The sequence below is a fragment of the Aquimarina sp. genome (assembly GCF_977115655.1).
The window spans coordinates 1-26,096 of the sequence record NZ_CDSBKO010000070.1 but is presented as its reverse complement, the minus strand read 5'-3'; the positions used below and the strand labels follow the sequence as shown (position 1 = coordinate 26,096).

At 34.1% G+C, this 26,096-nt stretch carries 26 protein-coding genes and 1 pseudogene; 5 read left to right on the top strand and 22 right to left on the bottom strand.

Annotated features, from left to right (window positions below):
* Positions 1-72 precede the first annotated feature (72 nt).
* A complete protein-coding gene (locus tag ACZIYX_RS21040) occupies positions 73-468 on the top strand; it encodes a hypothetical protein (RefSeq protein WP_462684230.1) in 396 nt (131 codons plus the stop codon).
* Here ACZIYX_RS21040 and ACZIYX_RS21035 read toward each other — a convergent pair.
* The 8 genes from ACZIYX_RS21035 to ACZIYX_RS21000 form a co-directional block, all read right to left on the bottom strand.
* On the bottom strand, positions 459-1,883 hold the full coding sequence (locus ACZIYX_RS21035; protein WP_462684229.1) for an ion transporter: 1,425 nt from the start codon (positions 1,881-1,883) through the stop codon (positions 459-461). The genes ACZIYX_RS21040 and ACZIYX_RS21035 overlap by 10 nt on opposite strands.
* 23 nt (positions 1,884-1,906) lie before the next feature.
* On the bottom strand, positions 1,907-2,797 hold the full coding sequence (locus tag ACZIYX_RS21030; RefSeq protein WP_462684228.1) for a hypothetical protein: 891 nt from the start codon (positions 2,795-2,797) through the stop codon (positions 1,907-1,909).
* Positions 2,798-2,819: 22 nt separating this feature from the next.
* Positions 2,820-4,073, bottom strand: coding sequence for a coiled-coil domain-containing protein (locus ACZIYX_RS21025; RefSeq protein ID WP_462684227.1), 1,254 nt, complete (start codon positions 4,071-4,073; stop codon positions 2,820-2,822).
* 69 nt (positions 4,074-4,142) lie between these two features.
* Entirely contained in the window at positions 4,143-4,496 is a 354-nt protein-coding gene (locus ACZIYX_RS21020; RefSeq protein ID WP_462684226.1) for a DUF6804 family protein, read from the bottom strand.
* A gap of 27 nt (positions 4,497-4,523) precedes the next feature.
* On the bottom strand, positions 4,524-5,291 hold the full coding sequence (locus ACZIYX_RS21015; protein ID WP_462684225.1) for a hypothetical protein: 768 nt from the start codon (positions 5,289-5,291) through the stop codon (positions 4,524-4,526).
* 5 nt (positions 5,292-5,296) lie between these two features.
* Positions 5,297-5,656 carry a hypothetical protein gene (locus tag ACZIYX_RS21010; protein ID WP_462684224.1) on the bottom strand — a complete coding sequence of 120 codons (360 nt, stop codon included), beginning with the start codon at positions 5,654-5,656 and terminating at the stop codon, positions 5,297-5,299.
* Positions 5,657-5,730: 74 nt separating this feature from the next.
* Positions 5,731-6,687 (bottom strand): caspase family protein, encoded by a 957-nt coding sequence (locus tag ACZIYX_RS21005; RefSeq protein WP_462684223.1) that lies wholly within the window; start codon positions 6,685-6,687, stop codon positions 5,731-5,733.
* A 30-nt stretch (positions 6,688-6,717) separates the two neighbouring features.
* The gene (locus ACZIYX_RS21000; RefSeq protein WP_462684222.1) at positions 6,718-7,521 is read right to left on the bottom strand and encodes a hypothetical protein; all 804 of its coding nucleotides are present in this window, start codon (positions 7,519-7,521) and stop codon (positions 6,718-6,720) included.
* A gap of 191 nt (positions 7,522-7,712) precedes the next feature.
* Between ACZIYX_RS21000 and ACZIYX_RS20995 the strand changes: the two genes are divergently transcribed.
* Both ACZIYX_RS20995 and ACZIYX_RS20990 read left to right on the top strand, forming a co-directional pair.
* Entirely contained in the window at positions 7,713-7,961 is a 249-nt protein-coding gene (locus ACZIYX_RS20995) for a hypothetical protein (RefSeq protein ID WP_462684221.1), read from the top strand.
* Positions 7,962-8,514: 553 nt separating this feature from the next.
* Positions 8,515-8,727 (top strand): hypothetical protein, encoded by a 213-nt coding sequence (locus ACZIYX_RS20990; protein WP_462684220.1) that lies wholly within the window; start codon positions 8,515-8,517, stop codon positions 8,725-8,727.
* 213 nt (positions 8,728-8,940) lie between these two features.
* Here the strand turns inward: ACZIYX_RS20990 and ACZIYX_RS20985 are convergent, their stop codons facing one another.
* The 3 genes from ACZIYX_RS20985 to ACZIYX_RS20975 all read right to left on the bottom strand — a co-directional run bounded on the left by ACZIYX_RS20985 (position 8,941) and on the right by ACZIYX_RS20975 (position 11,949).
* A complete protein-coding gene (locus ACZIYX_RS20985; protein WP_462684219.1) occupies positions 8,941-9,591 on the bottom strand; it encodes a response regulator transcription factor in 651 nt (216 codons plus the stop codon).
* A gap of 15 nt (positions 9,592-9,606) precedes the next feature.
* Positions 9,607-11,700, bottom strand: coding sequence for a tetratricopeptide repeat-containing sensor histidine kinase (locus tag ACZIYX_RS20980; protein WP_462684218.1), 2,094 nt, complete (start codon positions 11,698-11,700; stop codon positions 9,607-9,609).
* 99 nt (positions 11,701-11,799) lie between these two features.
* On the bottom strand, positions 11,800-11,949 hold the full coding sequence (locus ACZIYX_RS20975) for a hypothetical protein (protein WP_462684217.1): 150 nt from the start codon (positions 11,947-11,949) through the stop codon (positions 11,800-11,802).
* Positions 11,950-12,285: 336 nt separating this feature from the next.
* On the opposite strand from ACZIYX_RS20975, the gene ACZIYX_RS20970 reads away from it, so the two are divergent.
* On the top strand, positions 12,286-13,449 hold the full coding sequence (locus ACZIYX_RS20970; protein ID WP_462684216.1) for a response regulator: 1,164 nt from the start codon (positions 12,286-12,288) through the stop codon (positions 13,447-13,449).
* Between the two features lie 43 nt (positions 13,450-13,492).
* Here ACZIYX_RS20970 and ACZIYX_RS20965 read toward each other — a convergent pair whose 3' ends face one another.
* The 10 genes from ACZIYX_RS20965 to ACZIYX_RS20920 all read right to left on the bottom strand — a co-directional run bounded on the left by ACZIYX_RS20965 (position 13,493) and on the right by ACZIYX_RS20920 (position 21,527).
* Positions 13,493-13,810: an Hpt domain-containing protein gene (locus tag ACZIYX_RS20965; RefSeq protein ID WP_462684215.1), complete on the bottom strand. Its 318-nt coding sequence runs from the start codon at positions 13,808-13,810 to the stop codon at positions 13,493-13,495.
* 140 nt (positions 13,811-13,950) lie between these two features.
* Positions 13,951-14,664 carry a hypothetical protein gene (locus ACZIYX_RS20960; RefSeq protein WP_462684214.1) on the bottom strand — a complete coding sequence of 238 codons (714 nt, stop codon included), beginning with the start codon at positions 14,662-14,664 and terminating at the stop codon, positions 13,951-13,953.
* A complete protein-coding gene (locus ACZIYX_RS20955; RefSeq protein WP_462684213.1) occupies positions 14,661-15,758 on the bottom strand; it encodes a cobalt-precorrin-5B (C(1))-methyltransferase in 1,098 nt (365 codons plus the stop codon). The genes ACZIYX_RS20960 and ACZIYX_RS20955 overlap by 4 nt, the downstream gene beginning before the upstream one ends.
* 177 nt (positions 15,759-15,935) lie before the next feature.
* Positions 15,936-16,415 carry a hypothetical protein gene (locus ACZIYX_RS20950; RefSeq protein ID WP_462684212.1) on the bottom strand — a complete coding sequence of 160 codons (480 nt, stop codon included), beginning with the start codon at positions 16,413-16,415 and terminating at the stop codon, positions 15,936-15,938.
* The gene (locus tag ACZIYX_RS20945) at positions 16,402-16,725 is read right to left on the bottom strand and encodes a hypothetical protein (RefSeq protein WP_462684211.1); all 324 of its coding nucleotides are present in this window, start codon (positions 16,723-16,725) and stop codon (positions 16,402-16,404) included. Before ACZIYX_RS20945 ends, ACZIYX_RS20950 begins: the two co-directional genes overlap by 14 nt.
* A 54-nt stretch (positions 16,726-16,779) precedes the next feature.
* On the bottom strand, positions 16,780-17,517 hold the full coding sequence (locus ACZIYX_RS20940; protein WP_462684210.1) for a precorrin-6A/cobalt-precorrin-6A reductase: 738 nt from the start codon (positions 17,515-17,517) through the stop codon (positions 16,780-16,782).
* Entirely contained in the window at positions 17,517-19,370 is a 1,854-nt protein-coding gene (gene cobM, locus ACZIYX_RS20935; protein ID WP_462684209.1) for a precorrin-4 C(11)-methyltransferase, read from the bottom strand. The genes ACZIYX_RS20940 and cobM overlap by 1 nt, the downstream gene beginning before the upstream one ends.
* A 202-nt stretch (positions 19,371-19,572) precedes the next feature.
* On the bottom strand, positions 19,573-19,941 hold the full coding sequence (locus ACZIYX_RS20930; RefSeq protein WP_462684208.1) for a hypothetical protein: 369 nt from the start codon (positions 19,939-19,941) through the stop codon (positions 19,573-19,575).
* Positions 19,934-20,428 (bottom strand): hypothetical protein, encoded by a 495-nt coding sequence (locus tag ACZIYX_RS20925; protein WP_462684207.1) that lies wholly within the window; start codon positions 20,426-20,428, stop codon positions 19,934-19,936. Before ACZIYX_RS20925 ends, ACZIYX_RS20930 begins: the two co-directional genes overlap by 8 nt.
* Before the next feature lie 202 nt (positions 20,429-20,630).
* Entirely contained in the window at positions 20,631-21,527 is an 897-nt protein-coding gene (locus tag ACZIYX_RS20920; RefSeq protein WP_462684206.1) for a glycosyltransferase family 2 protein, read from the bottom strand.
* 154 nt (positions 21,528-21,681) lie between these two features.
* Here ACZIYX_RS20920 and ACZIYX_RS20915 point away from each other — a divergent pair.
* Positions 21,682-21,825 (top strand): annotated as a pseudogene (locus ACZIYX_RS20915) (transposase); the annotation flags it as partial.
* 74 nt (positions 21,826-21,899) lie between these two features.
* On the opposite strand, the gene ACZIYX_RS20910 reads toward ACZIYX_RS20915, so the two are convergent.
* Positions 21,900-25,430 (bottom strand): CHAT domain-containing protein, encoded by a 3,531-nt coding sequence (locus tag ACZIYX_RS20910; protein WP_462684205.1) that lies wholly within the window; start codon positions 25,428-25,430, stop codon positions 21,900-21,902.
* Between the last annotated feature and the right edge of the window lie 666 nt (positions 25,431-26,096).

The window sequence follows — 26,096 nt, the reverse complement described above, 5'->3', positions numbered from 1 at the left end:
AAGGACAAATCGAAAACAAGTCCTGCCATTCCAGACTTGATCTGAAATCCAGTGTTGAGCAACAATACCCTTATGGATTCCAGTATACACTGGAATGACAAATCAGAGATGCGGGAAGAACAAATCAAAACAAGCCCTGTCATTCCTGACTTGATCTGGAATGCAGTGTGGAGCAACAATACCCTTATGGATTCCAGTATACACTGGAATGACAAATCAGAGATGCGGGAAGGACAAATCAAAAACAAGCTCTGTCATTCCAGACTTGATCTGGATTCCAGCCTACGCTGGAAGGACAAATCAGAGATGCGGGAAGGACAAATCGAAAACAAGCCCTGTCATTCCAGACTTGATCCGGAATCTACTGTGTGGAGCAACAATACCTTTATGGATTCCAGTATACACTGGAAGGACAAATCAGAGATGCGGGAAGGACAAATCGAAAGGAGCTTATATCATCAAATATAAATTAATTGACAATTACTGCTAATCATCATGGTATTGGGCGGAGACAGATAGGCTTTATTGTACTTATCTATGATCCCCAAAAATGTTTTATCCTGTTCTATAAAAAGATGCTTTATTTTTTTTACATCTACTGGGGTCGTAATCTTAAGGTCTGTTAAAGTAGTGTTTTGAATACACTCTCCCCTATTTTCAAAAAGTGCATAAAACAGAGCTGATATATTAGGGTTTTTTATACAACTGCCTATAATTTTGGCATCGATCAACTCTTTATAAATAATCTCATCTCCATTGATTTTATCTTGTATAATTTCTGCATTCTGCTCGTCATTTATTTCGGCTATCGTGTGTACGTGGGGTGCATTTTTTTCTATATGAAATATCGTCATTACAGTTCGCAAATCTATATCTCTTATAGTATCATGTTCTCCTGATTCGGCAAATACTATTGCATTTTTTGCTTTGTTTATATTTACTTTTTCAAGAGTTTTATATTCTGTGTAGTCTGCATTTACGTAGATAACCCCGGATATATCTTCTACTTTCTTGGTAGTAACCAATACTACATTGTTATGATTTTTTTTGTCTTTTAACAGGTCTTCTATAACATTTTGAGAGGACTTGGTATATCCGCATATTATGGTATGATCTGTAAGATTTAGTTTTTGAATTTTTCCTGAAGTTAGTGTATCCATGACACGTTTTATTTTATTAATAGTTATTGAAATAAAAAAGCCAAAAATGGCCATATTAGATACCAGCAGAAGTCCTGATAAAATCTTACCTATACCAGTAGTTGGGGTATCATCCATTAACTCTATTGTTTTTAACGAATACAGCAGGGTATCTGTATAGGATGAGAATTCCTGATCTCCATAAGGGTTTTCTGAAATATATAAACCAAAGGAGGTGGTTAATAATAAAATGACTGTTGCAGTAAAAAATATATAGAACACCCTGTTTTCTTCTCGCATCCCCCTAAGAATAATAACCAGTTTATGTATATCCCTTATGATTTTGAATGCTTTAAAAAGGCGTATTATCCTAAGCAATCTCAAATATTTTAGTATTCTAAAAGTCTTAAAGTAATATATGGCAGGCAAGATTGCTAAAAAGTCTATAATCGAGGACCATCTAAGCATCCATTCGATTTTTTGTTTTACAGCAAAAGAAACCCCTTTTTCTTTATAGTCTTTTCTGAAATTACTACAGATATAAAAACGTGCCAGGTACTCTATAACAAAAATTATAAGGATACCATGATCTACAAGAACCAGGTTATAAGGCAGCTCTCCTTTTACACTTTCTATACATACTAACAGAATAGATATAAAAATGATGGCTGTTATAAAAAGATCTATCAGGTATTTTTTGGGATTCTCATCATTTGACAGCCAATAGCGTAAAAAGAGTTTCATTGGTATGTAGTATATAGGTAGTACTATTTGTTCAGGATAAAATCGTGGATCACTTTTTTGAGATATATAGGGGTGTCGCTACTTTTTATTTTATATTTTTCAACGCCCATTTCTATAAACCACTTACTCCAGTAATATTTTATGATATCTTCTGCATAAGGGTTTTTGTGATCGTGTTTATCTATTCCCAGAACAAGGACTTCCAAATTTTTTAATTCTCCTTCTTCCCAAAGAATTCCCATATTGTTTTTTTCAATGGTAGTTTTCCAGTCATTTTTATTTAACACAGAACTGTTCAGTAATTTTTGATTAATCCTTGTGGTTCTTTTTCCTTTTTCAAGAGTGTTCCCTTTATGATACAGATAGCCATCGGTAAGAATAATTAAAATGTTTCTATGATTTTCTTCTATACAATAATCCCTGACATTGTCCTTAAAAAAACGCCATATATCTGCTCCTTCTTTGCTATCCGAACTCTCTTTTGCCCATTCATATAATTGAGGGGTAAATTCTCTATACTTTTTTTCAATAGATATCATTGTTTCTTTGGTCGAATTTCTGGTAATATCAAATTTTAACTGGGCTGCAACAGTATCTGTATTGCCCGGGTGCGGGTCGGGTTCAAAAAAAACCTGTACATGATCCTCTAACCTGTTAGATGGTTTATGCAATACATGGTTTTGAAAAATTTCAGCGATATGTAGTACATGCTTCAGATCGCTTTCCTTTTGATTAGAATATCCAATCCTATCGGATAAGTCTAATAATATGCTAACATTGAGACTGTCCAAAGTTTTCTTTATCCTCTTGGGTTCTTCCTTAACTTTTGATACCGATTTATCTTTGATTTCTTCACTTCTACAGCCAGACAACAGACATATAACGGTTATTATAAAAATAGATACTGCTTTCATTATTTATATGGTTTTGGTTTTATTACATTGTTTTGGTAAATACTTTATTTTGGTAATCATCGGCTACTAAATCCAGCTCTTTTATATGAGATTGATAAACAGTTTCACACTCTCGTAGCAATGTCATTTTTTCATCCTGTCCCATGGGTAATTCTGCTGCAATATATTTTTGCCAGCCTTTTAGATATTCTATTGCAAATACTTTATAATTTTGAATTGGAAGAATAAACCCTTCGATAATACATTCTAACTCTTTGGCTCTAACTTTAAATGCTCCAATCTCATTCTCATCATCTTCTACCGTATCTTTGATTTTAAAAAACTGTTTTCTTTTCTGATTTATTTTTTCTTTTAAATTCTTCTTAAGGAACTCTTTAACATTTCTCTTGGTGTTCTCTATCATTACCATATCAAAAACAAGCCCCCATACCAGATAGGACACGAAACCTGCAAAAATGATCAGCCAAAAAGTAGGATCCTGAATGGCACTTGCTATTGTAAATTCTGGCGAGCTTGGGGTTTTATTAAAATCATATTCTTTTTGATCAATTAGGTATGCAAGAATAGCATCAAATGAAAAGGTAAGTAACAACAGTCCTACAACTTTTATATAACTACTTAACTTTTTTTGGCTCCAAAACATGTGAATCAAGTATCCCAACGAGAAAAACACAAAGGGAATTAAAAAAACAAATCCTGCCTCTAATGGTCCATCATCTAATGCTTTATTTAAAGCATTAGCTTCAAAAACACTACTAAAAAGATTAATATTAGGATCAAAAGTTTTAAAAAATGCAGAATATGAAGTAGAGATATAAAATATGAATATGTAAATACTTAACGGAATTAGAAATGCTAATCCTATCCATAATTTGATATTGGATTTTGGTCTAATTTCTTCTAAACTTTCCTGGTTGCTCTTGGTTTTTAATATTTCTTCCTGTAAACTGTTTATCTCTACTTGCACCTCATCCAACTTCTTTTCTGATCTTTTAATTTCTTCTTCTTTATTGGATAGCTTTACAGTTAGCCCTTCTAACTCGGTAATGTATGGTTGTTTTAATTCTTGTTGTTCTATAGTATCCTTTTTTATTTTAGTAAAAAATTGTTCGTACAATGTTTCTAAAGAGGATTTTAAATTAGGTGTTCTGCCTCCGCAAGCTTTAGAATCTTCATAAGCTGCTGTTAGTTGATTTGTAGTATCCACCGGGATCACGGCTCCGTTTACAGATTGCATTTCTTCTTTATTTTTGGTTAAATGTTGTAATAAGTTCATGTCTGTTTATTTTTTTATGATGCATTATAATTTTTTATCAAAACCGGTATATGGATTTTAGTAGACTGTCTAATAGATCCTATCCCGGTCATATTTGCGAATCGTTTGTTTTTTGTATGGTTTCTTTTCTTTGGATTTACGGGGATATAGATCTATAAGAAATAATAGTGCTGCGAGCAGGTCTACCCATAGCCATTTTGTTTTTTGATACAGGTATATGGGAAAAAATGGATTAAACACTATTGCTATTACCACAAAAATTGCTATCCACACATATTCTTTTGCAACGCTACTTTTTATAATTACCAGGGTTGCCCCCAACGTAACTACTATTCTAAGAAATGTATAGTAGGATATAGGAAGGTGTAAAACTGCAATTACTAACAGGCAAGCACATAGTAGTGAACTGTATTTGGTAATCATATCTATTGGTTTTAAGGTGATGTTGTTTTAGGAGAGGGTTTGTTTTATCTCGGTATCTATTACTTTAAGAGATCTCTCAATTTGTTGGTGCCATCGTACTTCAAGGATACGTTTTTGTATATTGAATTCTTTTTCTATTCGTGCTTTTAATAGAAGGAGTTGTGTTCTGTTATTTATATGCATCCCTTGTACTGCGGGAAAGACCCCTTTTACATCTTCTGCTGTAAAAGGAGGAATGTATATCGGTATCTGCTCTTGCGCCAGTATCCATACTGCCCCCATCTCACAAAGCCCTATTTTGCTATCAAAAAAATTATGCGACAGCATAAACATCACTAGGACATCCCCTTGTAACTCTTTTTTTAAAGCATCCAGATAGTTTGCCCCCAAAGGATTTCCATACCCTTCATAAGAGCTACAAAATATCCTATTGCTCTCTACCCCTATGAGGTCCAAAATATTGATTATCTCCTGTACATAAACCAGATCTTTTTTAGAATGGCTTATAAATATCTTTTTTGGTCCGATAGGTTCATGAGAAACTGGTTCCGGATTTTTGCCAAGAGCAGTAAGTACCACCGTTGGTCTTATATTTTCTTGGTTTTGTATATTTTTTAAAATGTGCTCTTCTTGCTCTAATAAGATGTTGGTGATCTGTTGTCGTTTTATATCAGTTCCCTTCGGGATATTCACGTTATATTGCTGCATTTTTTTTAAGATATCCTTTGTCTCGTATTTGGCAAACAGATACAAAGAGATTTCTTGTGCTATGTTCTTTTTTTCTATAGTATTCATGTGTTTTATAAATAATAGGTTTTTAGTTTCTTTTTTAAGGATACCGGTATGCTATAACTTTCTATTAAACAGAGTACTTTTAATACACTATTTAGTTTTTGATTGGTTATATCCCTTTCTATTTTCGATTTGTAGTATGCAACAATGGCCCATTCTGACAGTATAAAAGAGAGTATCCCAAGGATAATCAATACTCTTATCCCTACTTCCATGTGCACATTAAAACCCACCAATTTAAGGGTATGTGTAATTGCCATTGCTCCTGTAAGTCCACTACTTTCTTTTAAAATTATATATACCAGTTGTGGAACTCCTACCGCAATAATAAAACTGATCCATTTATAGGGGTTGAATATATTTTTCATCTATATTTTTTTGATGGTTAGCGTATATTAGTTTAGTGTCCTTTCCTTACTCCTATGGGGTTTTAACTTTTGTTTTACAGTAGTTTTTTGTGTACTAAGTCCCAGTAAAACTTACCCAAATTGGTTAGCTCACATGTTTTGCCATCCTTGGCGGCATTGTACATAAACGGTGTACCCACAGGTAATAAAAGCCCATTGACATGAAACATCCGCAGGTGTGTCATGATCTTTTCGAACACCTCATTTCTTGGTTCTATACTGGCTTCATACAGGGGATTTAATGGAAGCTCTTGTTCTCTTTCTTCAAAATAAACGGGTAGTTTTCTAAGGATTTCCAAAGGAATCTTTGGGGAACAATTTCTTAATGGAATCATTTTGGAAGTGTGTGTTTTAAAAACGGGACGCTGCTCCCAGGAGTTTAATAATTGATCTGTGTAGTAATAGACTCCTGCTACCGTGATTTTTCCTAAAATATCCGAAGCCCCTCCGTTCATTGCTTCGTAAATGATCGAAGTAAATAATCCGGATCCGTTTCGTTCTACTGCAAATTGTGTATCCCTACTGGCGGTAAGTACAGAAACCCCTTCGCGTAATACTGCTTTTCTATTGCCAAATTCTTTTGCATTTCCCAGGTTACCGCTATAACAAGCGTCTAAAATTATGATGGCTTCTTTTACTTTTGAAGAATTGGCCATTACAATAATTTCTTCTAAAGAAACCCCTTCATCAAATTTGTCTGCATCTTGCGTAACCAGATAACTACCGATATTGGTACTTGCCCCATGACCCGAGAAATAAAGCACTGCGATTTCTGCTTCCTGGTTAAACAGATCGTGAATATGCTTCTTTAAAACAGAAACTGTTATTGGATATTTAGGGTCTTCTGTACTGGTTAGTGGTTTACAATCAAAATTGGGAGAGCCGTCTTCATTGGTTGCTAATACTTTGTATATTTTTTCTGCATCTTTAATGCATCCTTTTAACGGCGCTTTTTCATAATGATTTATGCCTACGATTAATGCTCTTTTCATGGGTATAATTTTTTGGTTTATATCTATGTACTATAGTGTATCTTCTGTTAATTCTGATGCTGAAACAGCTTGTAATCGTATAGTATCGTTGTCTAATATTTTGGATGCAAAAGGGGTACTTTTGGTTTCGGTTCCAAAAATTTCTTTTTCAAACCTCATCAAGTCCATAAAGACCGTTACATCGTCTGACCAGTCTTTTACCAGCATATCGCCTGTTTGTTTTTTGATATGAATTTTGGCATCTGCCTTTACGTTTATCAGATTACCCGATTGCAAGCCTTGCACATCTCCTCCCAGGATAAGTTCTGAAGAGCTGCTATTGGATTGTATAATCAATGCTTTTTGGGCAATGGTTACAGAAGTAACCAGATAGGTGTCCTCCCATACCATATTTTTTCCTTTGGTATTGATTTCATTTTCCAGAGCCATGATGTCATCCAGAGAGGTTTTTGAACAATGAAGGGCAAAAAAACAAATAGCGCCTTCTGCAGATAGTTTGATCTGCAACTCTGCATTGGCTTTGGGCAATACAGAGCTGCTTAAATCGGCATTACCCCCTGCCCCAAATTGAAATTGAACCGCTTGTTTACTTGTAAAACGATAGGAGTCGGGCGTTTTAGATTGTTGTGTTTTTATAGTATGTATCCCCAGATTTTTGAGATTGGTGATTTTCTGAAAACTACCTAAAGGTGCTGTTTTCTTTAGAAATCCTTTTTTTCCGTAAGGAAAGGTTAGAATATCCCCTACTTCGATTTCTTCTCCAGGAAGATAGACTGCTATCTTTCCTAATTCACGGGCTACTTCTTTAGAATATTGAATTTGCAAGCTTTTCATTATAAGTATATTAGTTATTTATACTTACAAAATTGAGACTATAAAGTTTGCTGTAAAACCGTAGTATTGTGGAATTTTTATCCTCAGAATTGGGGATATTTATAAATATACAGAGCATACGAACGTACTGTGGATCCTTTCGGGGCTCTAGTGGGGAACAACAATCAGTCTTATGGAGCAACAATCCCCTTATGGATTCCAGTTTACACTGGAATGACAAAACGAAAACAAGCCCTGTCATTCCAGACTTGATCTGGAATCCAGTATGGAGCAACAATCCCCTTATGGATTCCAGTATACACTGGAATGACAAATCAAAGACAAGCTCTGTCATTCCAGACTTGATCTGGAATCTACTGTGGGGAGCAACAATACCTTTATGGATTCCAGTTTACACTGGAATGACAAAACGAAAACAAGCCCTGTCATTCCAGACTTGATCTGGAATCCAGTATGGTGCAACAATCACTCTCATGGATTCCAGCCATAGTTTATCCTGAGCAGAATCGAAGGGCTGGAAGGACAAATCAAAAACAAGCTCTGTCATTCCAGACTTGATCTGGAATCCACTGTGGGGAGCAACAATACCCTTATGGATTCCAGTCTACACTAGAAAGACAAATCAAAAACAAGCCCTGTCATTCCAGACTTGATCTGGAATCTACTGTGGGGAGCAACAATCCCCTTATGGATTCCAGTCTACACTAGAAAGACAAATCAAAAACAAGCCCTGTCATTCCAGACTTGATCTGGAATCTACTGTGGGGAGCAACAATCCCCTTATGGATTCCAGTTTGCACTGGAATGACAAAACAAAGACAAACGCTGTCATTACAGACTTGATCTGGAATCCAGTATGGAGCAACAATCCCCTTATGGATTCCAGCCATAGTTTATCCTGAGTAGAATCGAAGGGCTGGAATGACAAATCAAAAACATGCCCTGTCATTCCAGACTTGATCTGGATTCCAGTATGGTGCAACAATCACTCTCATGGATTCCAGTTTACACTGGAAGGACAAATCAAAGACAAGCTCTGTCATTCCAGACTTGATCTGGAATCCACTGTGGGGAGCAACAATACTCTTATGGATTCCAGCCTACACTGGAATGACAAATCAAAACAAGCCCTGTCATTCCAAACTTGATCTGGAATCCAGTATGGAGCAACAATCCCCTTATGGATTCCAGTTTGCACTGGAATGACAAATCAAAGACAATCCCCTTATGGAATCCACCCTACACTGGAATGACAAATCAAAAACATGCCCTGTCATTCCAGACTTGATCTGGAATCCAGTATGGTGCAACAATCACTCTCATGGATTCCAGTTTACACTGGAATGACAAAACGAAAATCACTCTTATGGATTCCTGTATACGCTGGAAGGACAAGGCAAAGGAAAATAGTATAAAGTACTAGACATACTTATTTTCGATTGCAAACTTAATCAATCCTCTGGAAGAGTTTTCTACTTGTGTTTTTTCTATAAGATTACGCCGGTGTGTTTCTACGGTACTAGGGGCTATACATAGCTGATCTGAAATCTGAGGTGTCGTTTTTCCTTCTGCGATTAACTTTAAGACTTCTTTTTCTCGTTTGGTAAGTTGTATTTCATTTTTATCCCTGTTCTTTTTTCTTCGCACCCCGGATCGCAGCGCTTTGTTTGCGTCTTTTCCAAAATACTCTTCTCCGTTGGTTAATGCTTGCAATGCACATTCTAATTCTTCGGCTCCTCTGTTTTTTAAGATATATCCGTCTGCATCGATCTCTATAGCTTGTTGTACAAATTCTGGAGTATCATACATCGTTAGGATCAACACTTTGGTATCTGTATATTTTTCTTTTACTATTTTGGTTACCTCTATACCATTCATCACAGGCATTTCGATATCCAGAATAATAACATCTACTGTTTTTTTATCCAGTATTTCCAAGGCTTCTTTTCCGTTAAGGGCTTCTCCTACAATATGAATGTGAGTACTGCTTTTTAATAAGGAACGTATTCCATCTATAACGATTTGATGATCGTCTACTATAAGAACATTTATATTTTTAGAAAGTGTCATATCTATATATTTTTATTAATTCATAGGTATATTAATGGTGACTGTAGTGCCATTTCCTTTACCCGAATCAAAGATTACTTCGCCTTGTAAATTTTCTACTCTGGATTGTATTCCTTTAATTCCCATACCAGAAAAGCTTATTATCTTATCGGTATCAAAACCAACCCCATCATCGATAACCGTAATATTAATCCTGGTTTCTTTTTTTAGTAACTGAATACTAATTTCTTTTGCATTGGCGTGCTTTAATATATTGCCTATCAATTCCTGAATAATCCTGTAAATATTAATTTCCATGTCATTATCCATTCGATCATCAAATCCATAATCTATAAGTTCTATTTCTAACTCTCCTGTACTTTCCAGATTTTGTTTTAGTTCATGTAACGCAGGGATCAGTCCAAACTTAGTTAATACGCCTGATACCATATTGTGCGATATTTCTCGAACTGCAACACATGCTTGATCCAACAATTCATTTGCTTTTTCATATTGCATTTTAGAATCTGCTTTCATTTTTTCCAGATTTTCTTCTACAGATTTGTAATGGATTTTTACTACCGATAGCATACTCCCTAATCGGTCATGCAGATCTTGGGCAATACGTTTTCGTTCTTTTTCTTGCCCATCAATCATAGCATGTATAGACTTTAACTCTTGAGTTTTTAGTAATTCTTCTATTTCTCCCTGTTTTATTTTTTCGTTTTGTATGGCTATTTCCTTTTGCTTTTTTTGTCTGTAGAATTTGAATAGCACAAAAAATAATAGTAACAATAAGGTACTACCTGTAATTAATGCTATAAGTTGTATTGTTTTTTGTTTACTTTCTACTTCTAACTTTCCTTTTTCTATCTGTAAAATTTTGTTTTTGCTTCGTTCATAATGTAACGTTTGTATTGCTGCTGCTGCTTTTCTGGCCTGGGCTTCGAGCTGATTTCTTATAACAATATGTCTTTCATTATACAGGTTTGCATTCTCATAATCTTCTAGAAGCTCATACACTTTTCCTATACCCGATAAAATATCTAATATTCGATATTCTTTTTTATGTTTTTCTGCTAATGCTAATGCTTTAAAATAGTAGTCTAATGCTTTCGTGTATTGTTTCTTTTTCTTATATGTTCTACCTATATTATAGTAAGCATCTATTAATTGTATTTCATTTTTGTTTTCTGTTGCTACTGTAATACTTTTGTTATAAAGATTTATAGCTTCATCTAACTCATTTTTTTTCTCTTTTATCGATCCAATATTATTATATATTGCTTCTTTATTTTTTAGTTGAAGTTTTTCTTTAATAGTTAAACTCCGGTTAAAATAGATAAGTGCAGAATCGACCTGTTTTAGGTAATTATAAGATGCTCCCATATTTAATAGAATACTTGATAGTTGAATAGAATCTTGTAGTTCTACACCTAATTTTCGACCTTTTTCTAATTCTACAAGTGCTCTTTCATATTTTTTTAAATCATTATAAAACGCGCCTATATTTTTATAGGATATAATCAATCCTTTTTTATCCCCTATAGAATCTCTAAGGTTTATACTCTTATGATAATATTGCAATGCTTTTATAAATTCATTTTTACTTTTATATAGTAGGGCTATGTTATTATATAAACCCGCTATCTTTTTATGATTTTTTTGTTGTTTTTGGATAGCCAAACTTTCTTGATATAGTTCTATAGCAGCATCATAATTTTTTAATTTTTTTTGCACTATTGCCAATAATCTTTTTGCTCTTGCAATCCCTAATTCATTTTTCTCCTCTTTTTCTAGTTCTAAACCTTTCTTTGTGATATATTCTGCTTTTTTAAACTCATTATAATTTAAGTATATATTTCCTTGCCGTATATAACTGGTTGCTAACTCTATTATATATCCAGATGTACTACTTAATTTTTCTGCTTGTTTTGCATACTCCATCGCTAAAGAGTCATTTTTATATGTATACTCCCAAGATAGTTCATTTAAAGTTTTGGCAAGGGCAATTCCTTTTTGATTTGATTGCAGAATTATTAAACTATCTATCGTTTTAAAATTCTGGCTTTGTAAAAAAGTGTGGTACGTTACAAAAGCCAGCAATGAGAAATATTTTGCTTTTTTCATGTAGCAGAATATATTTAATATGGTTAATAAAGAAAGAGATAAAAGGCTTCCTATTCTTTTTAAAGATATAGAAAGCCTTTTATATTTTGCTTTCTTACTCTAAGAATTTTCCCAAGGTTTTTCAGTTTCTTCCCCTTCTTCGCTAGTGTTAGCTACTTCTCCATCCGGTTTTGGAGTGTCTTTATCTCTAGGATCGATAAATGATTTAGACTTTTCTGGTTGTGCACTGGTTGACTTCTCGTTTTTCATGTTCTTATATTTTAAATTATTTAACATTACAAATCTCTGTTATATCAGAGCGCAGAACAATCGTCAGAAATGCCTGTATTGCATCCTCAATTCTATGGAGTTTTAGTTGGCACTACACAAATCCGTACAAAAACTTAGTACTTCACAAAGTCTATCTGCTAATAATTCCCTATTTTTAGAATAGTATTGAGTATTGTTTATTAAAATAAAGGCAAGTTTAATTTTTATGTAGATGTCAACGAATTGCTAATCTTATAAAAGGCAAATTCGTTACAAACCCCTATCTGCCTAAATTGCTATAATTTATATTTTACTCATAGAAACCTACTTATTTACATGAAAAAAATTTTAGCAATAGATGACCAACAACTTATTTTATTATCCTTAGAAAAACACCTTACCGATTTGGGGTACACTATTAAGTGTGCCAGCGATGGGCAAACAGGCTTAGAATTATTTGAAACTTTTCAACCCGATATTGTTATCGTAGATATTAACATGGACGGCATGTCTGGTTTAGAAGTAATTAAAAACATTCGTCAAGAAAAAAAGTCTGACGTTAAGATCTTGGTCATGTCTGGTAATACCGACGAGGATACTATAATAGATGGTTTTGACTTAGGGATCGATGATTATATGAAAAAACCATTATCCCTTAATGAAATATCTGCTCGAATAGCAAGAATTTTTGGGATAAAGTCTGAAAAACTATTAGATAAAAGTTCTAAAGGACAAATGCTACAGAGGCATTGTGTAGGAGTAGTAATCCCCTGTTATAATGAAGAAAAACGACTTTTAAGTAAAGAATTTATTGATTTTACCCATAGCAATTTAGGATATCATTTATGTTTTGTTAATGATGGCAGTACCGATAATACTTTAGAGGTGCTAAAAAAATTATCTGAAGGCAGAGAGGATAATATTAGTGTTTATAATTGTGCAAAAAACGGAGGAAAAGGAGAAGCTGTACGACAGGGGGTTCTTCATCTTGCCAAAGACCCACAATTGGATTATATAGGATATCTGGATGCAGATTTATCTACAGACCTTCAGGATTTTGATGATTTGGTCAAAACTATCGAATCTTCAACGTTTAAAATTGTAAGTGGTTCCAGAATGAGCAGAATGGGAGCAAATATCACCAAAGAATCTATACGTGAAATAATAAGCAAAACTATTAATTTAATTATCCGAAATATTCTGGGTATGTCTTTTAACGATACGCAGTGCGGTGCAAAAATCATGGATCGCGAAATAGTAAATGAAGTGTTTCGCGAAAAATTTATAACAAAATGGTTATTTGATGTAGAGATTTTTATGAAAATGCGTAAACATTATGGTAAAGAAAAAGCTATTTCTTATATCTGCGAGCAACCGCTTAAACGATGGATCCATGCCGACGGTTCTAAGTTATCTATGAAAGATTCTATAAAAATCGTGGGACAACTTGCACAAATTGCTTATTACTATAATTTTAAAGTAAAATCTAACGCTACCTAAAATATGGTTTCCTGAATAAGGAAAAAAAAGTTCTGCAAATAATTTATAATGTATGTATATACTCTGTAATCATTTGCAGAACTTTTTCAAAATCTTCTTTAAGATCCTGCGTTCCTGATTTTAGGTTTTTTTCATAATCGGTAGCAATTTCATACCCTTTTTCTAATCCTAAAATACTGATCTTATGTTTTAGTTTATGAACATCCTCTGCTACTTTTATATACTCTCCTTTTTCTACATTACTAAAGTATTTAGCTTTTTCTTCGGGGAACTCTCTTTTTATAACGTTAAATATTTTTTCCTCAAAAGTTTTATCCCCGTTAGATAATTCGTGTATTGCAGACAGGTTTGGTTGTTCCATTTTGATTCATTTTAAGTTAGAAACCTTTAATTTAACCATTTTGATCTGATCCTGGATTCTTATTCTCCCCAAAAATGACAACTAATTTCATCCTGATTAGTATACGTGTTTTTATAGTATAAAATACCCCCAATTAAAAATTATTCAAAAAGTACTGCTTGCAACACCATTAATCCTGCCAGTATAGAAATCACTCCTATAACACCATTCATCCATTTAAAGATAGATATATTACGCTCGATAAAACGACTCATCGTAAAAATAAGAACGTAACTATACACTGCCATAGAAAAAATAATCCCTATGGATTCTACAATTAGTATTAAAATTGCGTCAGAAATAGTATCTGCACTAATAATTAATGCTGATGTAAGCGCCCCTCCTGTACCTGCCAAACCATGTAACATGCCTATCCAAAAAGAACGGTTTATAGGATTCATAGCTATTTCTTCTCCTTTTTTACCATGCAAATGAATAGGATTACTGGTAAGATGCTCGTGTGCTTCTATTTTTTTATGATCTGCCATCATATCATTAATCTTATGATTTCGTCTAATTGCTGTTATCCCCAGCCAGATCATAATAGGCCCTACAGAAAATTCTGCCCAAAAAGAAATACTTTCTACAAAGGTCATTAATGCGGCTTTAAAAGCTAGTGCAATCCCGCCGAACAATAATAAGGTAACAGAATGTCCAAATGCCCATTGCGATGCTGTAAAAGCTGTTTTAAAGGATATTTTCTTTTTTTGTATGGCATTTTCTGCTGCTAAAACAGATACTGCTGACATGTGATCAGGTTCAAAAGAGTGTAATACACCGGCAATCAAAGGCCGGGCAAGGTTCATTAAGTTCATATTGGATAGGATATGTGTGTTCCATCGGTATTAATCAGATACATAGTTATGGTTACCTGTGGTGCTATTTTCTGACAATAATAATGGCATTGTTGTATTAGTTTTTGGTAAAATTTTTCTTGATCGTTAAAAGTAAAAATTTCTCGTAAGCGCCCTGCCATATTTAATGCTAAAACTTTGTTAGCAATTTCATCGGGATATCCTGCTGCAATGGCAAGTTCATAAATAAAATCCTTATCCCAAGTAGTTTTACCACTATGGGTATTGGTCATGCCTTGTGCCAATTTTGCTGCTTTGCCAAGCATAATCCCCATAGATACTTTGGTGATCTGTGGAGACTGATGGATTTTCTCGAAAGTTTCCTGTATCCAGTTGCCATAATGCACGCATGAAATTTCGGAAATATTTGGAAATAATGCCTTCAACATTTTTTCGCTTCGCGCTCCGGAGTTTATGAGCAGCTCTGTTTTGCCATTGGCAATTGCAACATCTATTCCTTGTTGAATACTTGCAATATACGAGGCAGCAGAAAATGGGGTAACCACCCCTGTGGTTCCTAGAATCGAAATTCCGTGTAAAATCCCTAAACGACTATTTAAGGTTCTCTTAGCTAACTGTTCTCCGTTTTTTACAGATATCGTAATAGTTACTCCTTTACTTTCTAACCCGTAATCCGACAATATTTTTTTGCATACGATACGCATCATATCGCGGGGAACAGGGTTAATAGCCGGTTCTCCAACAGCAATTTCTAATCCCGGTAAAGTAACCAACCCAACGCCTTTTCCTCTTTTAAAAAGAATTTCCCCTGTGTTGTTAAGAGATACTGTCGCTATGATCTCTGCTTTATGTGTTACATCCGGATCATCCCCGGCATCTTTTATGGTAGTATACGCAGCATCCTTTATAGTAATTCTATCTGCCTGTACTTGAAACGTTACCAGATCTCCAATGGGTAATTGTATTTGAGTTACCCTAATTTCCTTTTGAGTTACCAGACTCCATAATGCTGCTTTGGTGCATGCCGTAGCACAAGCTCCTGTAGTATATCCTTTTCGTAATGGTCTGTCTGGTATGTCTTGTAACTCGCTCAATAGTTATTGGTTGTTGGATCGCATTGATTCTCTGTGTATTTATTCATTGTTATGTATTTTGGCGTGCCCCTTTGGGTCAGGCTATTCGTTACAACTCCTCGTATTATCTATCCTTCGACAAGCTCAGTCAGACAATACTCCGGGGTTTTCACTGCTATCCTTCACGCAAATAATTTTCTATTTTTCCACTTTCAAGACATCTCTTTCTTTATCTATTCTACCTCCTTCATAACCACATACTCCCATACGAGGAGAATTAACTATTGCCATAGCAGCATAATCCTCAAAAGCATCACAGTTTTTTGAATGCTCTTTAGCACATTTTTCGCAAAATTCAGCATCTTCATTATAGTTACACTCTCCGCAAATTTGAGTAGCATTTTTCTTACCACAAGCACTACAAATGATACAGAGAGGTTCGTTTCTAGACAATAAAAAAATATTTTTTCTTGCTTGCACCTTATATTCTGCAACCACTACAACCTCTAATTCTGTTGTACTACCAAAATCATATTGATATTTCAATTTTAGTCCTTTAGAGAAAACTTTTTTTGCTTTTCTACTCATTGGTATTTCTCCATTAGATTCCTCCATTAAGATCTCATATTGTTTTGTTTTTCCTTTTTCTAGCAATTCTTGAGCTTCAAAAAAAATCAAACCCCATACCTCTGTTTCTTTTTTTAGGATCCGTAAAAGAACTCATATGCCCACAACATTCTAACCATATTTGTCTTAAAAAATTACCTAAATTGCTCATTTTTGCTTCTCCATCCATCCAAATAGAAAGAAAATAAGGGCTTTTACCCCAAGAAGAATCTATCTCTATTTTTAAAAGATAAGATATACCAGGCTTGCCTTCTGTTACTTCTGCTTCTAAATGTTTCTGCAAATGTCTGTTGATTCCTGATTTTGTATATACTTTTTTACAAAAAAAGCATTCCCCTTCTGATTTTAATTTTGTTTCCATTTGTTATTTGTTTTTATAATATTGAGGTTAACTATAATTACTTACTAAACAAATTTACCCACTAATCATTTTAGATAATTCCTCCTTAGTGTCTATACAAATATACCGATTAGATATTTTTGGTCTCTTGAGAATCACCATTGGAATTTCCAGAAACAATGCCGCTTCTATTTTTTCTTCTAACCTTCCATTACTACCGCTTTCTTTTGTAAAAACCACATCGGGAGATAGTTTAGTAAACAAGTGTATCTCCTCCTCTTTAGATTGTGGATACCCAAATAACAGATTCGTGGCAGGAAAACCAGCTTCTGTAGCAATTGCACGAGAACTATCCCTATCCAGAATACGAAACCAGGCAGGATGGTTTTTCCAATACGGTTCTAGTTTTATTATGGTTTGCACTCCAGACAATGCTACTAATGAATTGTATTTATTTTTATTAAAATGCTGTATTGCTTCTTCAAAACTATCTACATAAAAAACTTTTGGATCTATTACTCGTGGAGAAAACTTTCTTTGAAAACGGATCAATGGTATCGCTACAGAAATATCAGAAACTGTTTTATGCAATTCTATAGCAAAAGGATGTGAAGCATTAACGATATGCGTAATCTTTTTTTGTACACAAAAGCTTTCTAAAAAGGAAGTTGTCATAGCTCCATATACATAAATCCCTTTACCCTTGTACTCTACTTTTGTTTTTGTAGAATAATAATATGGATATTCTAGTTCGTCCAATATTTTGGCGACTTGTTTACCTTCTGTAGTCCCTCCAAAAACAAGTATCTTCACTATTGTATTGCTTTTTCTTTTTTCCTGAAAATATGATTCCATTTATCATCATACAGCCAGGATCTGTTTTTTCGAGCTCCTACTGCTTCTCCTACCACTATCAAAACAGTTCTGGTAAGTTTGTTGTCTTTAATAATCGTTGTTAATTCTGATAGCTTTCCTGTCCACACTTCTTCATCTTCCCAACTTACTCTGTATAATATTGCCAATGGGGTATCTTCTGGATAATGCTCCAGAAGTTGTGCTTGTATCTTTTTGGCAATCCCTACACTTAAAAAAATACACATAGTAGCTCTTAATTTTGCCATATCTGCAATTTTTTCATGTTCTGGCATTGGGGTATTTCCTTCTCCCCTTGTTAGGATTATAGTTTGCGCTACCTCTGGGATTGTAAATTCTGATTTGAGATATGCTGCCGCTGCCTGAAAAGAAGAAATCCCCGGAACGATATAATAATCATATCCTTTTTCGTCAAAAATCGTCATCTGCTCCTGTATTGCTCCATAAATAGAAGGATCTCCAGAATGCAAGCGCACAATAGATTTACCTTGTGCATAATATTGGTCGATAATTTGTATTTGCTCTTCTAAAGTCATAGAGGCAGAGTTTCGCACTAAAGCTCCCTCTTTTGCCATGTGGGTCAAGGCTTCTGGCACCAAACTGCCAGCATATAAAATACAGTCTGCATTTTCTAAAATATACTGCCCTTTTAGGGTTAACAATTCCGGATCTCCTGATCCTGCACCTACAATGGCAATGCTTGCTTTTCGCTCGTATGCTGCCAATAAACTTAATGCGTACGTAAATTTTTTACCGGAGGGTGTAAGTACTTTTGTTTTTTCGACCAGCCAACTTTGTTGTTTTGCCAGTATAGCTGCTGCTGCTTCAGAGACCCCATATACGCCAACTTTTTTCTTTACCACTTCCGATGGATTGGCAACGGTTACAGTATTCAGTTCTTCTCCTGTACAGGTAACAAAAGGAATGGCATATTTTTCTGAAAAATCAAGATACGCCTGCTCTTTATTTTTAATAGTTGCAGACCCAATACTACCAATACTTTCTATAGCTATATTTTGTTTTACCAGTTCTTGCTCTATTCCGTCAATTAATAACGAAGGCTCTATATCTTTTGCACAACCACTACCTAACCCTATACATGGAGCATAAAATGAAAGTATTGGCTTATCGATATGTAAAATTTCATATCCTACATATAGTATTAATTTGTATTTTGCTGTATCACAATCTTCTATAGAATAATAAATATCTACAAAATCCGGACGTGTTTTTTCTAAATACTGAGTCCCTTTGTCTTTGATCTTAAGTATTAGTGCTGTAGGTTTTCTGTTTACAAAAAGGGATATAATTTCATTAAGAGGCAGCGAGCTTTTTGTTTTCCAACCATAGGTTTTGGATACTGTATCCAGCGCCCATAGATTTTGTAAATCGCCGGATGTGGATATAACCGCTTGCGCATTGAGGATTCTACTAATTTGAGTAGTAAGCTCGTTTGCTTTACCTATATGACCGCTAAGTACGGCTTGTGCAAATTTGCCCTGATCATCTACATTAATAACTGCGGGGTCTGTAGTTTTGTCTTTGATATGAGCAGCAATACTGCGTACACAAATCCCTAAAGCACCTACAAAGATCCATGCATCATATTTCTGAAAAGAATCTTTCATCAACTCTGATACCGAATTGATTTGTTTTATATCCTTATTTGCTGTTTCTACTGTTCTTGTGGTAAACAGCTTAGAACGATAAAATTCTTGTTGTAAAGTTTTGGCAATCGATACTCCCTGATCTGTAAAACAGAGTATTGCGACTTTTATAGTGTGTTCTGACATGTGTGTTTTTTGAAAAAGCTATTAAATTCTTCTTACAACACAAAGATATTAGGTTAGTAACGTCTTAAAAAATGTTTATTCAAATTACACCTATTTATTATGTAAAAACCAAAAACCTTGCTAGGCGAAGTCAGGAGATTTTGCAGAGAGGAAGAGACAGTAAACTAATTTGATTATTAATCTACTATGATCAATCCAGGTTTTAATTCTGTAGATAAGATTTAGCTACTTTTGCTTTTTTAGGACTCACATGATAATTTCTATATCTACAAGTTCGGCATAAATCGTGAAGATTTCGATATAAATTCCCTGCACCTTTAATTCTTTGCTCTACTAATTTTATTGTAGATTGATGTTTGGATATTTTAACCCCTTCATCTAGTGTCTTAGAATAATACTGCTCAAAACTAGAATATTCATAACCTTCATCATCTCTAAAAGGAAATATTTCTTCTTGAACTAAGTGCAAAGCAGAATAAAAAGCAGTCGTTACTACCCAATCTAAATACTTACCATCTCCTAATAAAAATTTACAAGCTTCAAAATTGTGCTGAGAATGTGATTTAGGCATTATTAACTTCAGTCATTTTATAGTCCATAAAAAAACCATCAGAAACTAATAGGTTTGTATTGAAATCTTCTTCTCTATCTGAGAACATAAACATTACATTGTAATACTTATCATCTATTACCTCTTCCTCGATAGTTGCTGCAAAATCATAGCTTACCAAAAAATCTTCTGAAATAAATTCATCTTCTGGCAAAGTTATTAAAATCACAAAATCATTAAATGACTTGATTTTTAGATGAGCAGAAATGGGGTTTAATTTTCTCTTTTTTAAAAAAGACAGCATTCGTTCAGTAAAAACTGCTGACTTATTAATATTTTCATTTAACTTATCAATGAAAATTTGTTTAGTTTCTTTGACCCCTTCCTTTTTTCCTTTTAAATAAGCATCAATAACATCATCATTAGTAAAAATCGAATTTTTATCTACAGAAACTTCCCAAGTTTGAGATTTACCTAACCCGTTTGTATTTTGTATAGTTTTTTTCATAAAAATTGTATGCAAATATATAATATTATTCCTATAAGCGATGTTAAAAATTATATCATACAGGAACAAGGTATGTAAAAAAATAGATATTTCTATGCCATTTTTTGAATTAATTCTATTTTCACAACGTTAAATAAGTTAAAAAAAACATAAATTTATTACACATCGTTTTTTATACACAAGCCTATCAGATTGTCTAACATTACGCAAAAAACCAAAAATCAACAACTGGTTTTTTATTCCATGAAGTAAGTAATTCTTCTATTTCTTTTTTACCTGTTGGCGATGCTACTACAATTATTATCTGAGGATTATCTAGTGTTTTGGCATCTTCATAATGGGCTAATCGCACTCCATAAATATCCTTTCCTATTTTCCTGTCATTGTCACACACCCAATGAAATTCATCTTTATAGGATTGTAATAGTTTTGCCATATCTTTTCCGTTTTTTCCTGCTCCCCACAATACCAAAGGTCGTGTTTTATCTCTGTCTAATTCATAAAAAAAGCGAAGTTTAAGGTCAAAATAGCGATTGTCTTTGTATTCTTCCCAAGTGCGTGAAATTCTATTAGATCGATCTCTCCAGTGATGTAGTATTTTATCTATTCCTACAACCTTTAGCCCTAATCTGTAAAACCGAAAACAGAGATCATAATCTTCTGGATATATTATTGGATCAAAAGCTCCTGCTGCATCAAAATCCTCTTTGTGCAGTAACCAACAATGTGATGGGATTACACATTCTCTATAAATCTCTTGATAATGTGTGCTTGTTCTGGCAACTTCATTCAACCATTTTTCGTATTTAAGAAACCCATCACCTACAACACCTTCATCTACAAAATGCTCGGTTCCTCCTGCAATCACCGTTCCTTTTCCGTGTTTTTGCCATTCTTCTACAAGCACTTCTATTTTATAGTCGGGCATTTTATCATCAGAGTCCATTCTGTTAATCAATATTCCTTTGGTTTCTGCGTACCCTACTTGTAGTGTTGGAATTAGTTTAGGTCTGTCACTATTAAAAAATCGAATTCTGGGATCTTTTGCTGCATACTCCTGCAAAATTTTTGGACTATCATCAGAGGAGATGTAGAGCAAACAGGCTTTAAAGCATTTAGTACAATAGCTAATACTATAACTAAATCAACATAAAATAACATTAATCTTTCTAGTAAAAAATCGAATTTCTACGTTAAAAATCTTTTATGCCATTTCATATTAATTTGATAGCTATATAACCATAAATTACGGATCCATTTTAAATTATTTTATCAATCGAAGTACCAATACTTCAGCAGAATCTTTTAATGCAAAAATAAAAGCATTCAGAGCACAATTCAGAGGTGTCAAAAGTATAGAATTCTTTCTTTTTAGATTAACCAGAATATTTGCATAAACACAACAATTGGTTTTGATCCCAACAAACCTACATAAATTGAATGATATAGAGAGTTTTTTTTATCCAGACCTTCAAGGTTTTGTTGAAACCTTGAAGGTCTTCAGAAGCCATCTCACCACAAAAAATAATATACCTAAAATAGCAATCCCTATACCCCAATACCAGGTTGTATTGTTTTCGAAAGGTATAGGAGTGGTATCTCCTACCAGATAAAACCCGCCCCAATAAAAAGGTTGCGTTCGGTTTATGTTTGCAGTAGCAAGGTATTGTAATTTTGCTTGTTGTAAAGCCTTGGCTTTGTTCATGCCAGCTTTAAGGTTGGTATAAAAGTTTTTCATTAACTCTGGAGTGGTACTATCGGATATCTCCCAGCTACTAAGCACCAAACTTTTGGTTCCTGCGTATTGAAAAGCAGTACCTAAACTTATAATCCCTTCACCTTTTGCAATTTTACCAGATCCCGTATTACAGGCGCTAAGTACCGTTAACTCTGCGGGGATATCCAAAGCAAACAATTCGTGACTATATAAATAACTATCCTCTACAGAGTCTTTGCTTTTTGTGAATAAAAGCTTGGAGTTTTCTGGCTGTTCATTATCGACTTCTCCATGCAGTGCCAGATGTAAAATACTGTAATTCCCTGCATTTTTCTTAAAATTAGCCTCTATAGCCTGAGATCCAAAATAATATTGCCCGTTAATAATATCCGCAATTGCTTTAATCTCTTTACGAGTACCGGGTAAATCACTTTTTGTATCTCTTAAAGTAGCCAGACTCATCGTTTTGGTGTCTATTGTAGAAGTATCTGAAAAAGAAAAAGCAAGGCACTCTTGTTGTTTTTTTGAAGTAGAATTTGTTTTACCTAACCCAAATAATACATTTGCCGAATTAGCATACGAGATAGCGTAATCTTTAAGCAAATAAGATAACACCGCGGGATTATTAGAAGCATCTTTTTGAGTAAGTAGTAACTCAAAATTGCAATGCCAAAGTGGGCCATCAGGAACAATAATAATTTCATCTCCAACAAGTTTATCGGCAATAGGGGCAATAAGTTGTTTATAAAGTGTATGGCTGCTATTTTTGTATTTTGGGGTCTCTTGTGTGATAATTGTTTCTCTAAGTTTTTCGATATTAGAAAGTAAATTGGGTGTTGGTAATGGCTGTACTGCTATCTTTTGTTTAGAGACCGTAAATGCATACGTAATACTATCGGTACAGAAAAACTCTAGCAATGTAGTGTGGTTACTTAAATTTTTCTGGATATCACTAACTGTAATTGCGTTGTTTTGATACTTTAATTGGTGGTATTTAGGGTAACTTGTTTCTATAACCCTGGTTAGGGAATCCTGTTTTTTGTTACTATCAAACAACTGATTTTCATACGTACTAATCCTAGCAGTGTCCACACTTTTCTCAGATCGCTTGTTTATAATCTCTGAGGTGTAAAAAGCACGCTCTGCTTTTAGATTTTTTTCCAGATCCAGAATGTTTTTTGGTAGTCCTGCAAAGTTTTTAGCGTTGGATTCTGCCAGTAATCCTTGCAGGGTGTTGGCTTTACTTTTTTCGGTATAATAAAAAGCTTGTTCCAGATATTGTTGTTGGGGATTGGCTTGGTATTGTAGTATATGTGCTTGTATGGCATCTGCATATACTTTTTTGCTTTGTTTGGCAAAAGTAAGTTTATCTCCGTATGTATGCAGTCTTTGTCGAATATCATGAATCAAAATATCTGCTTTTTGGTAGGTCTGGATACTTGCAGTTAGTTTTGTTAGATCATTAGTATGCTTGTAGTGTTCTTGTACCGTTATTGCTTTGCCATGTAAGCTAACGAGCAAAATATTGGTATCCAGATAATCGGTTGGGTCTATTTTGTTTTTGTTGTTAGTGTTTTTATCAGGCAACGTATTTGCAATAATAGCTTTATCATAATACAATGCTGCTTTTTTATATTCTTTTATTTGGTAGTATACTTCTGCAATCTGGTTATAGGATTTTGCAGTTCTGGGGTGATGGGGGCCATCTGTTTGTAGTCTGGTTTTGATACTTTTATGTAGATACTCCAGAGCGATAGTATACTCTTTTTGTTTTGTATATACCTCTGCTATGGCATTATAGATATCACAAGTATAATAGTTGTTTTCTCCATGTAAATGCAGATGTGTTTTTAAAACTTTTTGATAATAGTTTAAAGCAGTAGGGTATTCTTTTTTTTTGGCATATAAATCTCCAATATCAAAATACGAATGAGAAGTGTTCGAATGATATTCTCCTATGGAGTTAACTCGTATTTGAATAGCTTTTTGATAATAGGATAATGCTAAATCATATTCTTCTTTTGCTTTATAGGTGTTTGCAATATTGTTATAGGTACGTGCTACCGCACTATGATTTTTGCCTAAGGAATATATATAATTTGTAGTGGCTTTTTTATAGTAGGATATTGCTTTGTCATATTCCCCAATAAATTGATAGGTAAGTCCTATATTATTATAGGTACTTCCCAAGAAAGAATGTTTTTTAGGATATATTTTTATATCAATAGTAAGGTTTTTTTGATAATAATATAAAGATTGGTCGTAGAACCCTTTTTTTCCATAAATTATACCAATTTCATTATACAAATATGAAGTGGATGTATGTGTGTTTCCAAGTTTTAAAGTAATAATGGATAATGCCTTGTTAAAATATTGTAATGCTATATTTTGATTCCCTTTATATCGATAAATAACTCCAATACCTTTATAACATAAAGCAGTATTAGGGTGATTCTCCCCAAAGGTATTTATCATAATGGATACTGCCTTTTTTTGGTATTCTATTGCCTTATCATGACTATCTTGTCTAGCAAGAATATTTCCTATATGGTGATAACAAAAGGCTACTTCCGGGCTGGTTTTACCAAAAATAATACTTCTTATCTGTAATGCTTTATGGTAGTAGTCTAAAGCGAGTGGGTATTTCCCAAGATGGTAATAGGTAGTGCCAATATCGATATAACTATCTGCTATTTTTGGATGTTTTTTGCCAAATGCAAGGATTCGTATCGTTAGGGCTTTTTTGTAATACTGTAACGCCTGGTCGTATTCTGCAAGGATGTGGCGTATGGTCCCAATATTATGATAAGAATCCCCTATTAGGGGATCTCCTTTTTTTAAAGTATCTAGTTGTATTGCCAAAGCTTTTTGGTAATACTCCATCGCTTTTTCAAACTGATCTTTATTTTTATAGATATGCCCCATGCTGGTGTATGAGTTCGCTACCTCTGGGTGGGTATCTCCAAAAATATCTAATCGTATTACTAATGCTTTTTCTTCATTTTGTAATGCCTGTTCAAAATTGTAATTGGTGTTATGAGTTTCGGCAAGTTTGGTATAGCAATTTGCAATTTGTTCCCTGGTGTTTGCTTGTGTGTAGATAACAAATGCCTTATTAAAATATTCGAGAGCGTTATCTGGTTTTCTATGCGTTAACAGACTGTCTGCTTTCGAGAAGTATTGAGAAGCCATGTTAATATCTTGCGCAACTACAGCATTAACAGATAGCAGATACATAACAAAACATACCATTTGGATAGAAAACAGAAAGGGAATGCGGTTCATAAAATACGCCTGTGTAATGAATACCAAAGATCGTAAAAAAGATATGTTTTACGCTTTGTTCTTTTAGAATTTAACCCTAAAACATATCGCATCAATAATTTATTGGCGTACGTTTTTAGTTTAGTGGTCAAACAAATGTAAACCTTCAAGGTTTTTTTGTAAACCTTGAAGGTTTGTAGGTAGGTATAGGTTCTATATTTTCTATTGTCAGATTGAGCTTGTCGAAATCCAATTGAAAATTATAAGATTAAGAACTTCGACAAGCTCCCTTTGACATCTAAGAGGAAAGTAAATAAAAACTTTTGGATACTGGTGGAGTTCATTACATAGCGGTATGAGGGTAGAAAAATACCACAATTTATTAAATACTACCAAAATACATTAAAACACTGTTTTTTAGTGCCTTAACGATCTCCTGCAGGGGTGCAGCAGATCAATGTAAGAGTTGTAGCGATCTCCTGCAGGGGTGCGACAGGTCGATATAAGAGTTGTATTGATCTCCTGCACCTTGCGAGAGATCGATATATGGGTTGAGCTTCGAGTGCCTCAGCTCCCTACCAGGTAGGGTTCCATAAAATGTATTTGTTATGCTTGTTTTTTAGCTTTTAACGATGTTGTCATCCTATGTTTGTATAGGGTTTAAATTTCAATAATGATTTACTTTGT

Bases quoted from the DNA above. Each gene is read 5' to 3' on its own strand.
- ACZIYX_RS20970 (WP_462684216.1), top strand. From the start codon at position 12,286: ATGAAAAAAATTTTAGCAATAGATGACCAACAACTTATTTTATTATCC.
- ACZIYX_RS20980 (WP_462684218.1), bottom strand. From the start codon at position 11,700: ATGAAAAAAGCAAAATATTTCTCATTGCTGGCTTTTGTAACGTACCAC.
- cobM (WP_462684209.1), bottom strand. From the start codon at position 19,370: ATGTCAGAACACACTATAAAAGTCGCAATACTCTGTTTTACAGATCAG.
- ACZIYX_RS21035 (WP_462684229.1), bottom strand. From the start codon at position 1,883: ATGAAACTCTTTTTACGCTATTGGCTGTCAAATGATGAGAATCCCAAA.
- ACZIYX_RS20960 (WP_462684214.1), bottom strand. From the start codon at position 14,664: ATGAACTTAATGAACCTTGCCCGGCCTTTGATTGCCGGTGTATTACAC.
- ACZIYX_RS20990 (WP_462684220.1), top strand. From the start codon at position 8,515: ATGGATTCCAGTTTACACTGGAAGGACAAATCAAAGACAAGCTCTGTC.
- ACZIYX_RS21005 (WP_462684223.1), bottom strand. From the start codon at position 6,687: ATGAAAAGAGCATTAATCGTAGGCATAAATCATTATGAAAAAGCGCCG.
- ACZIYX_RS20925 (WP_462684207.1), bottom strand. From the start codon at position 20,428: ATGAAAAAAACTATACAAAATACAAACGGGTTAGGTAAATCTCAAACT.
- ACZIYX_RS21015 (WP_462684225.1), bottom strand. From the start codon at position 5,291: ATGAATACTATAGAAAAAAAGAACATAGCACAAGAAATCTCTTTGTAT.
- ACZIYX_RS20995 (WP_462684221.1), top strand. From the start codon at position 7,713: ATGGATTCCAGTTTACACTGGAATGACAAAACGAAAACAAGCCCTGTC.
- ACZIYX_RS20945 (WP_462684211.1), bottom strand. From the start codon at position 16,725: ATGGAAACAAAATTAAAATCAGAAGGGGAATGCTTTTTTTGTAAAAAA.
- ACZIYX_RS20965 (WP_462684215.1), bottom strand. From the start codon at position 13,810: ATGGAACAACCAAACCTGTCTGCAATACACGAATTATCTAACGGGGAT.
- ACZIYX_RS20985 (WP_462684219.1), bottom strand. From the start codon at position 9,591: ATGACACTTTCTAAAAATATAAATGTTCTTATAGTAGACGATCATCAA.
- ACZIYX_RS20910 (WP_462684205.1), bottom strand. From the start codon at position 25,430: ATGAACCGCATTCCCTTTCTGTTTTCTATCCAAATGGTATGTTTTGTT.
- ACZIYX_RS21040 (WP_462684230.1), top strand. From the start codon at position 73: ATGGATTCCAGTATACACTGGAATGACAAATCAGAGATGCGGGAAGAA.
- ACZIYX_RS21025 (WP_462684227.1), bottom strand. From the start codon at position 4,073: ATGAACTTATTACAACATTTAACCAAAAATAAAGAAGAAATGCAATCT.
- ACZIYX_RS20930 (WP_462684208.1), bottom strand. From the start codon at position 19,941: ATGCCTAAATCACATTCTCAGCACAATTTTGAAGCTTGTAAATTTTTA.
- ACZIYX_RS21020 (WP_462684226.1), bottom strand. From the start codon at position 4,496: ATGATTACCAAATACAGTTCACTACTATGTGCTTGCCTGTTAGTAATT.
- ACZIYX_RS21030 (WP_462684228.1), bottom strand. From the start codon at position 2,797: ATGAAAGCAGTATCTATTTTTATAATAACCGTTATATGTCTGTTGTCT.
- ACZIYX_RS20975 (WP_462684217.1), bottom strand. From the start codon at position 11,949: ATGAAAAACGAGAAGTCAACCAGTGCACAACCAGAAAAGTCTAAATCA.
- ACZIYX_RS21000 (WP_462684222.1), bottom strand. From the start codon at position 7,521: ATGAAAAGCTTGCAAATTCAATATTCTAAAGAAGTAGCCCGTGAATTA.
- ACZIYX_RS21010 (WP_462684224.1), bottom strand. From the start codon at position 5,656: ATGAAAAATATATTCAACCCCTATAAATGGATCAGTTTTATTATTGCG.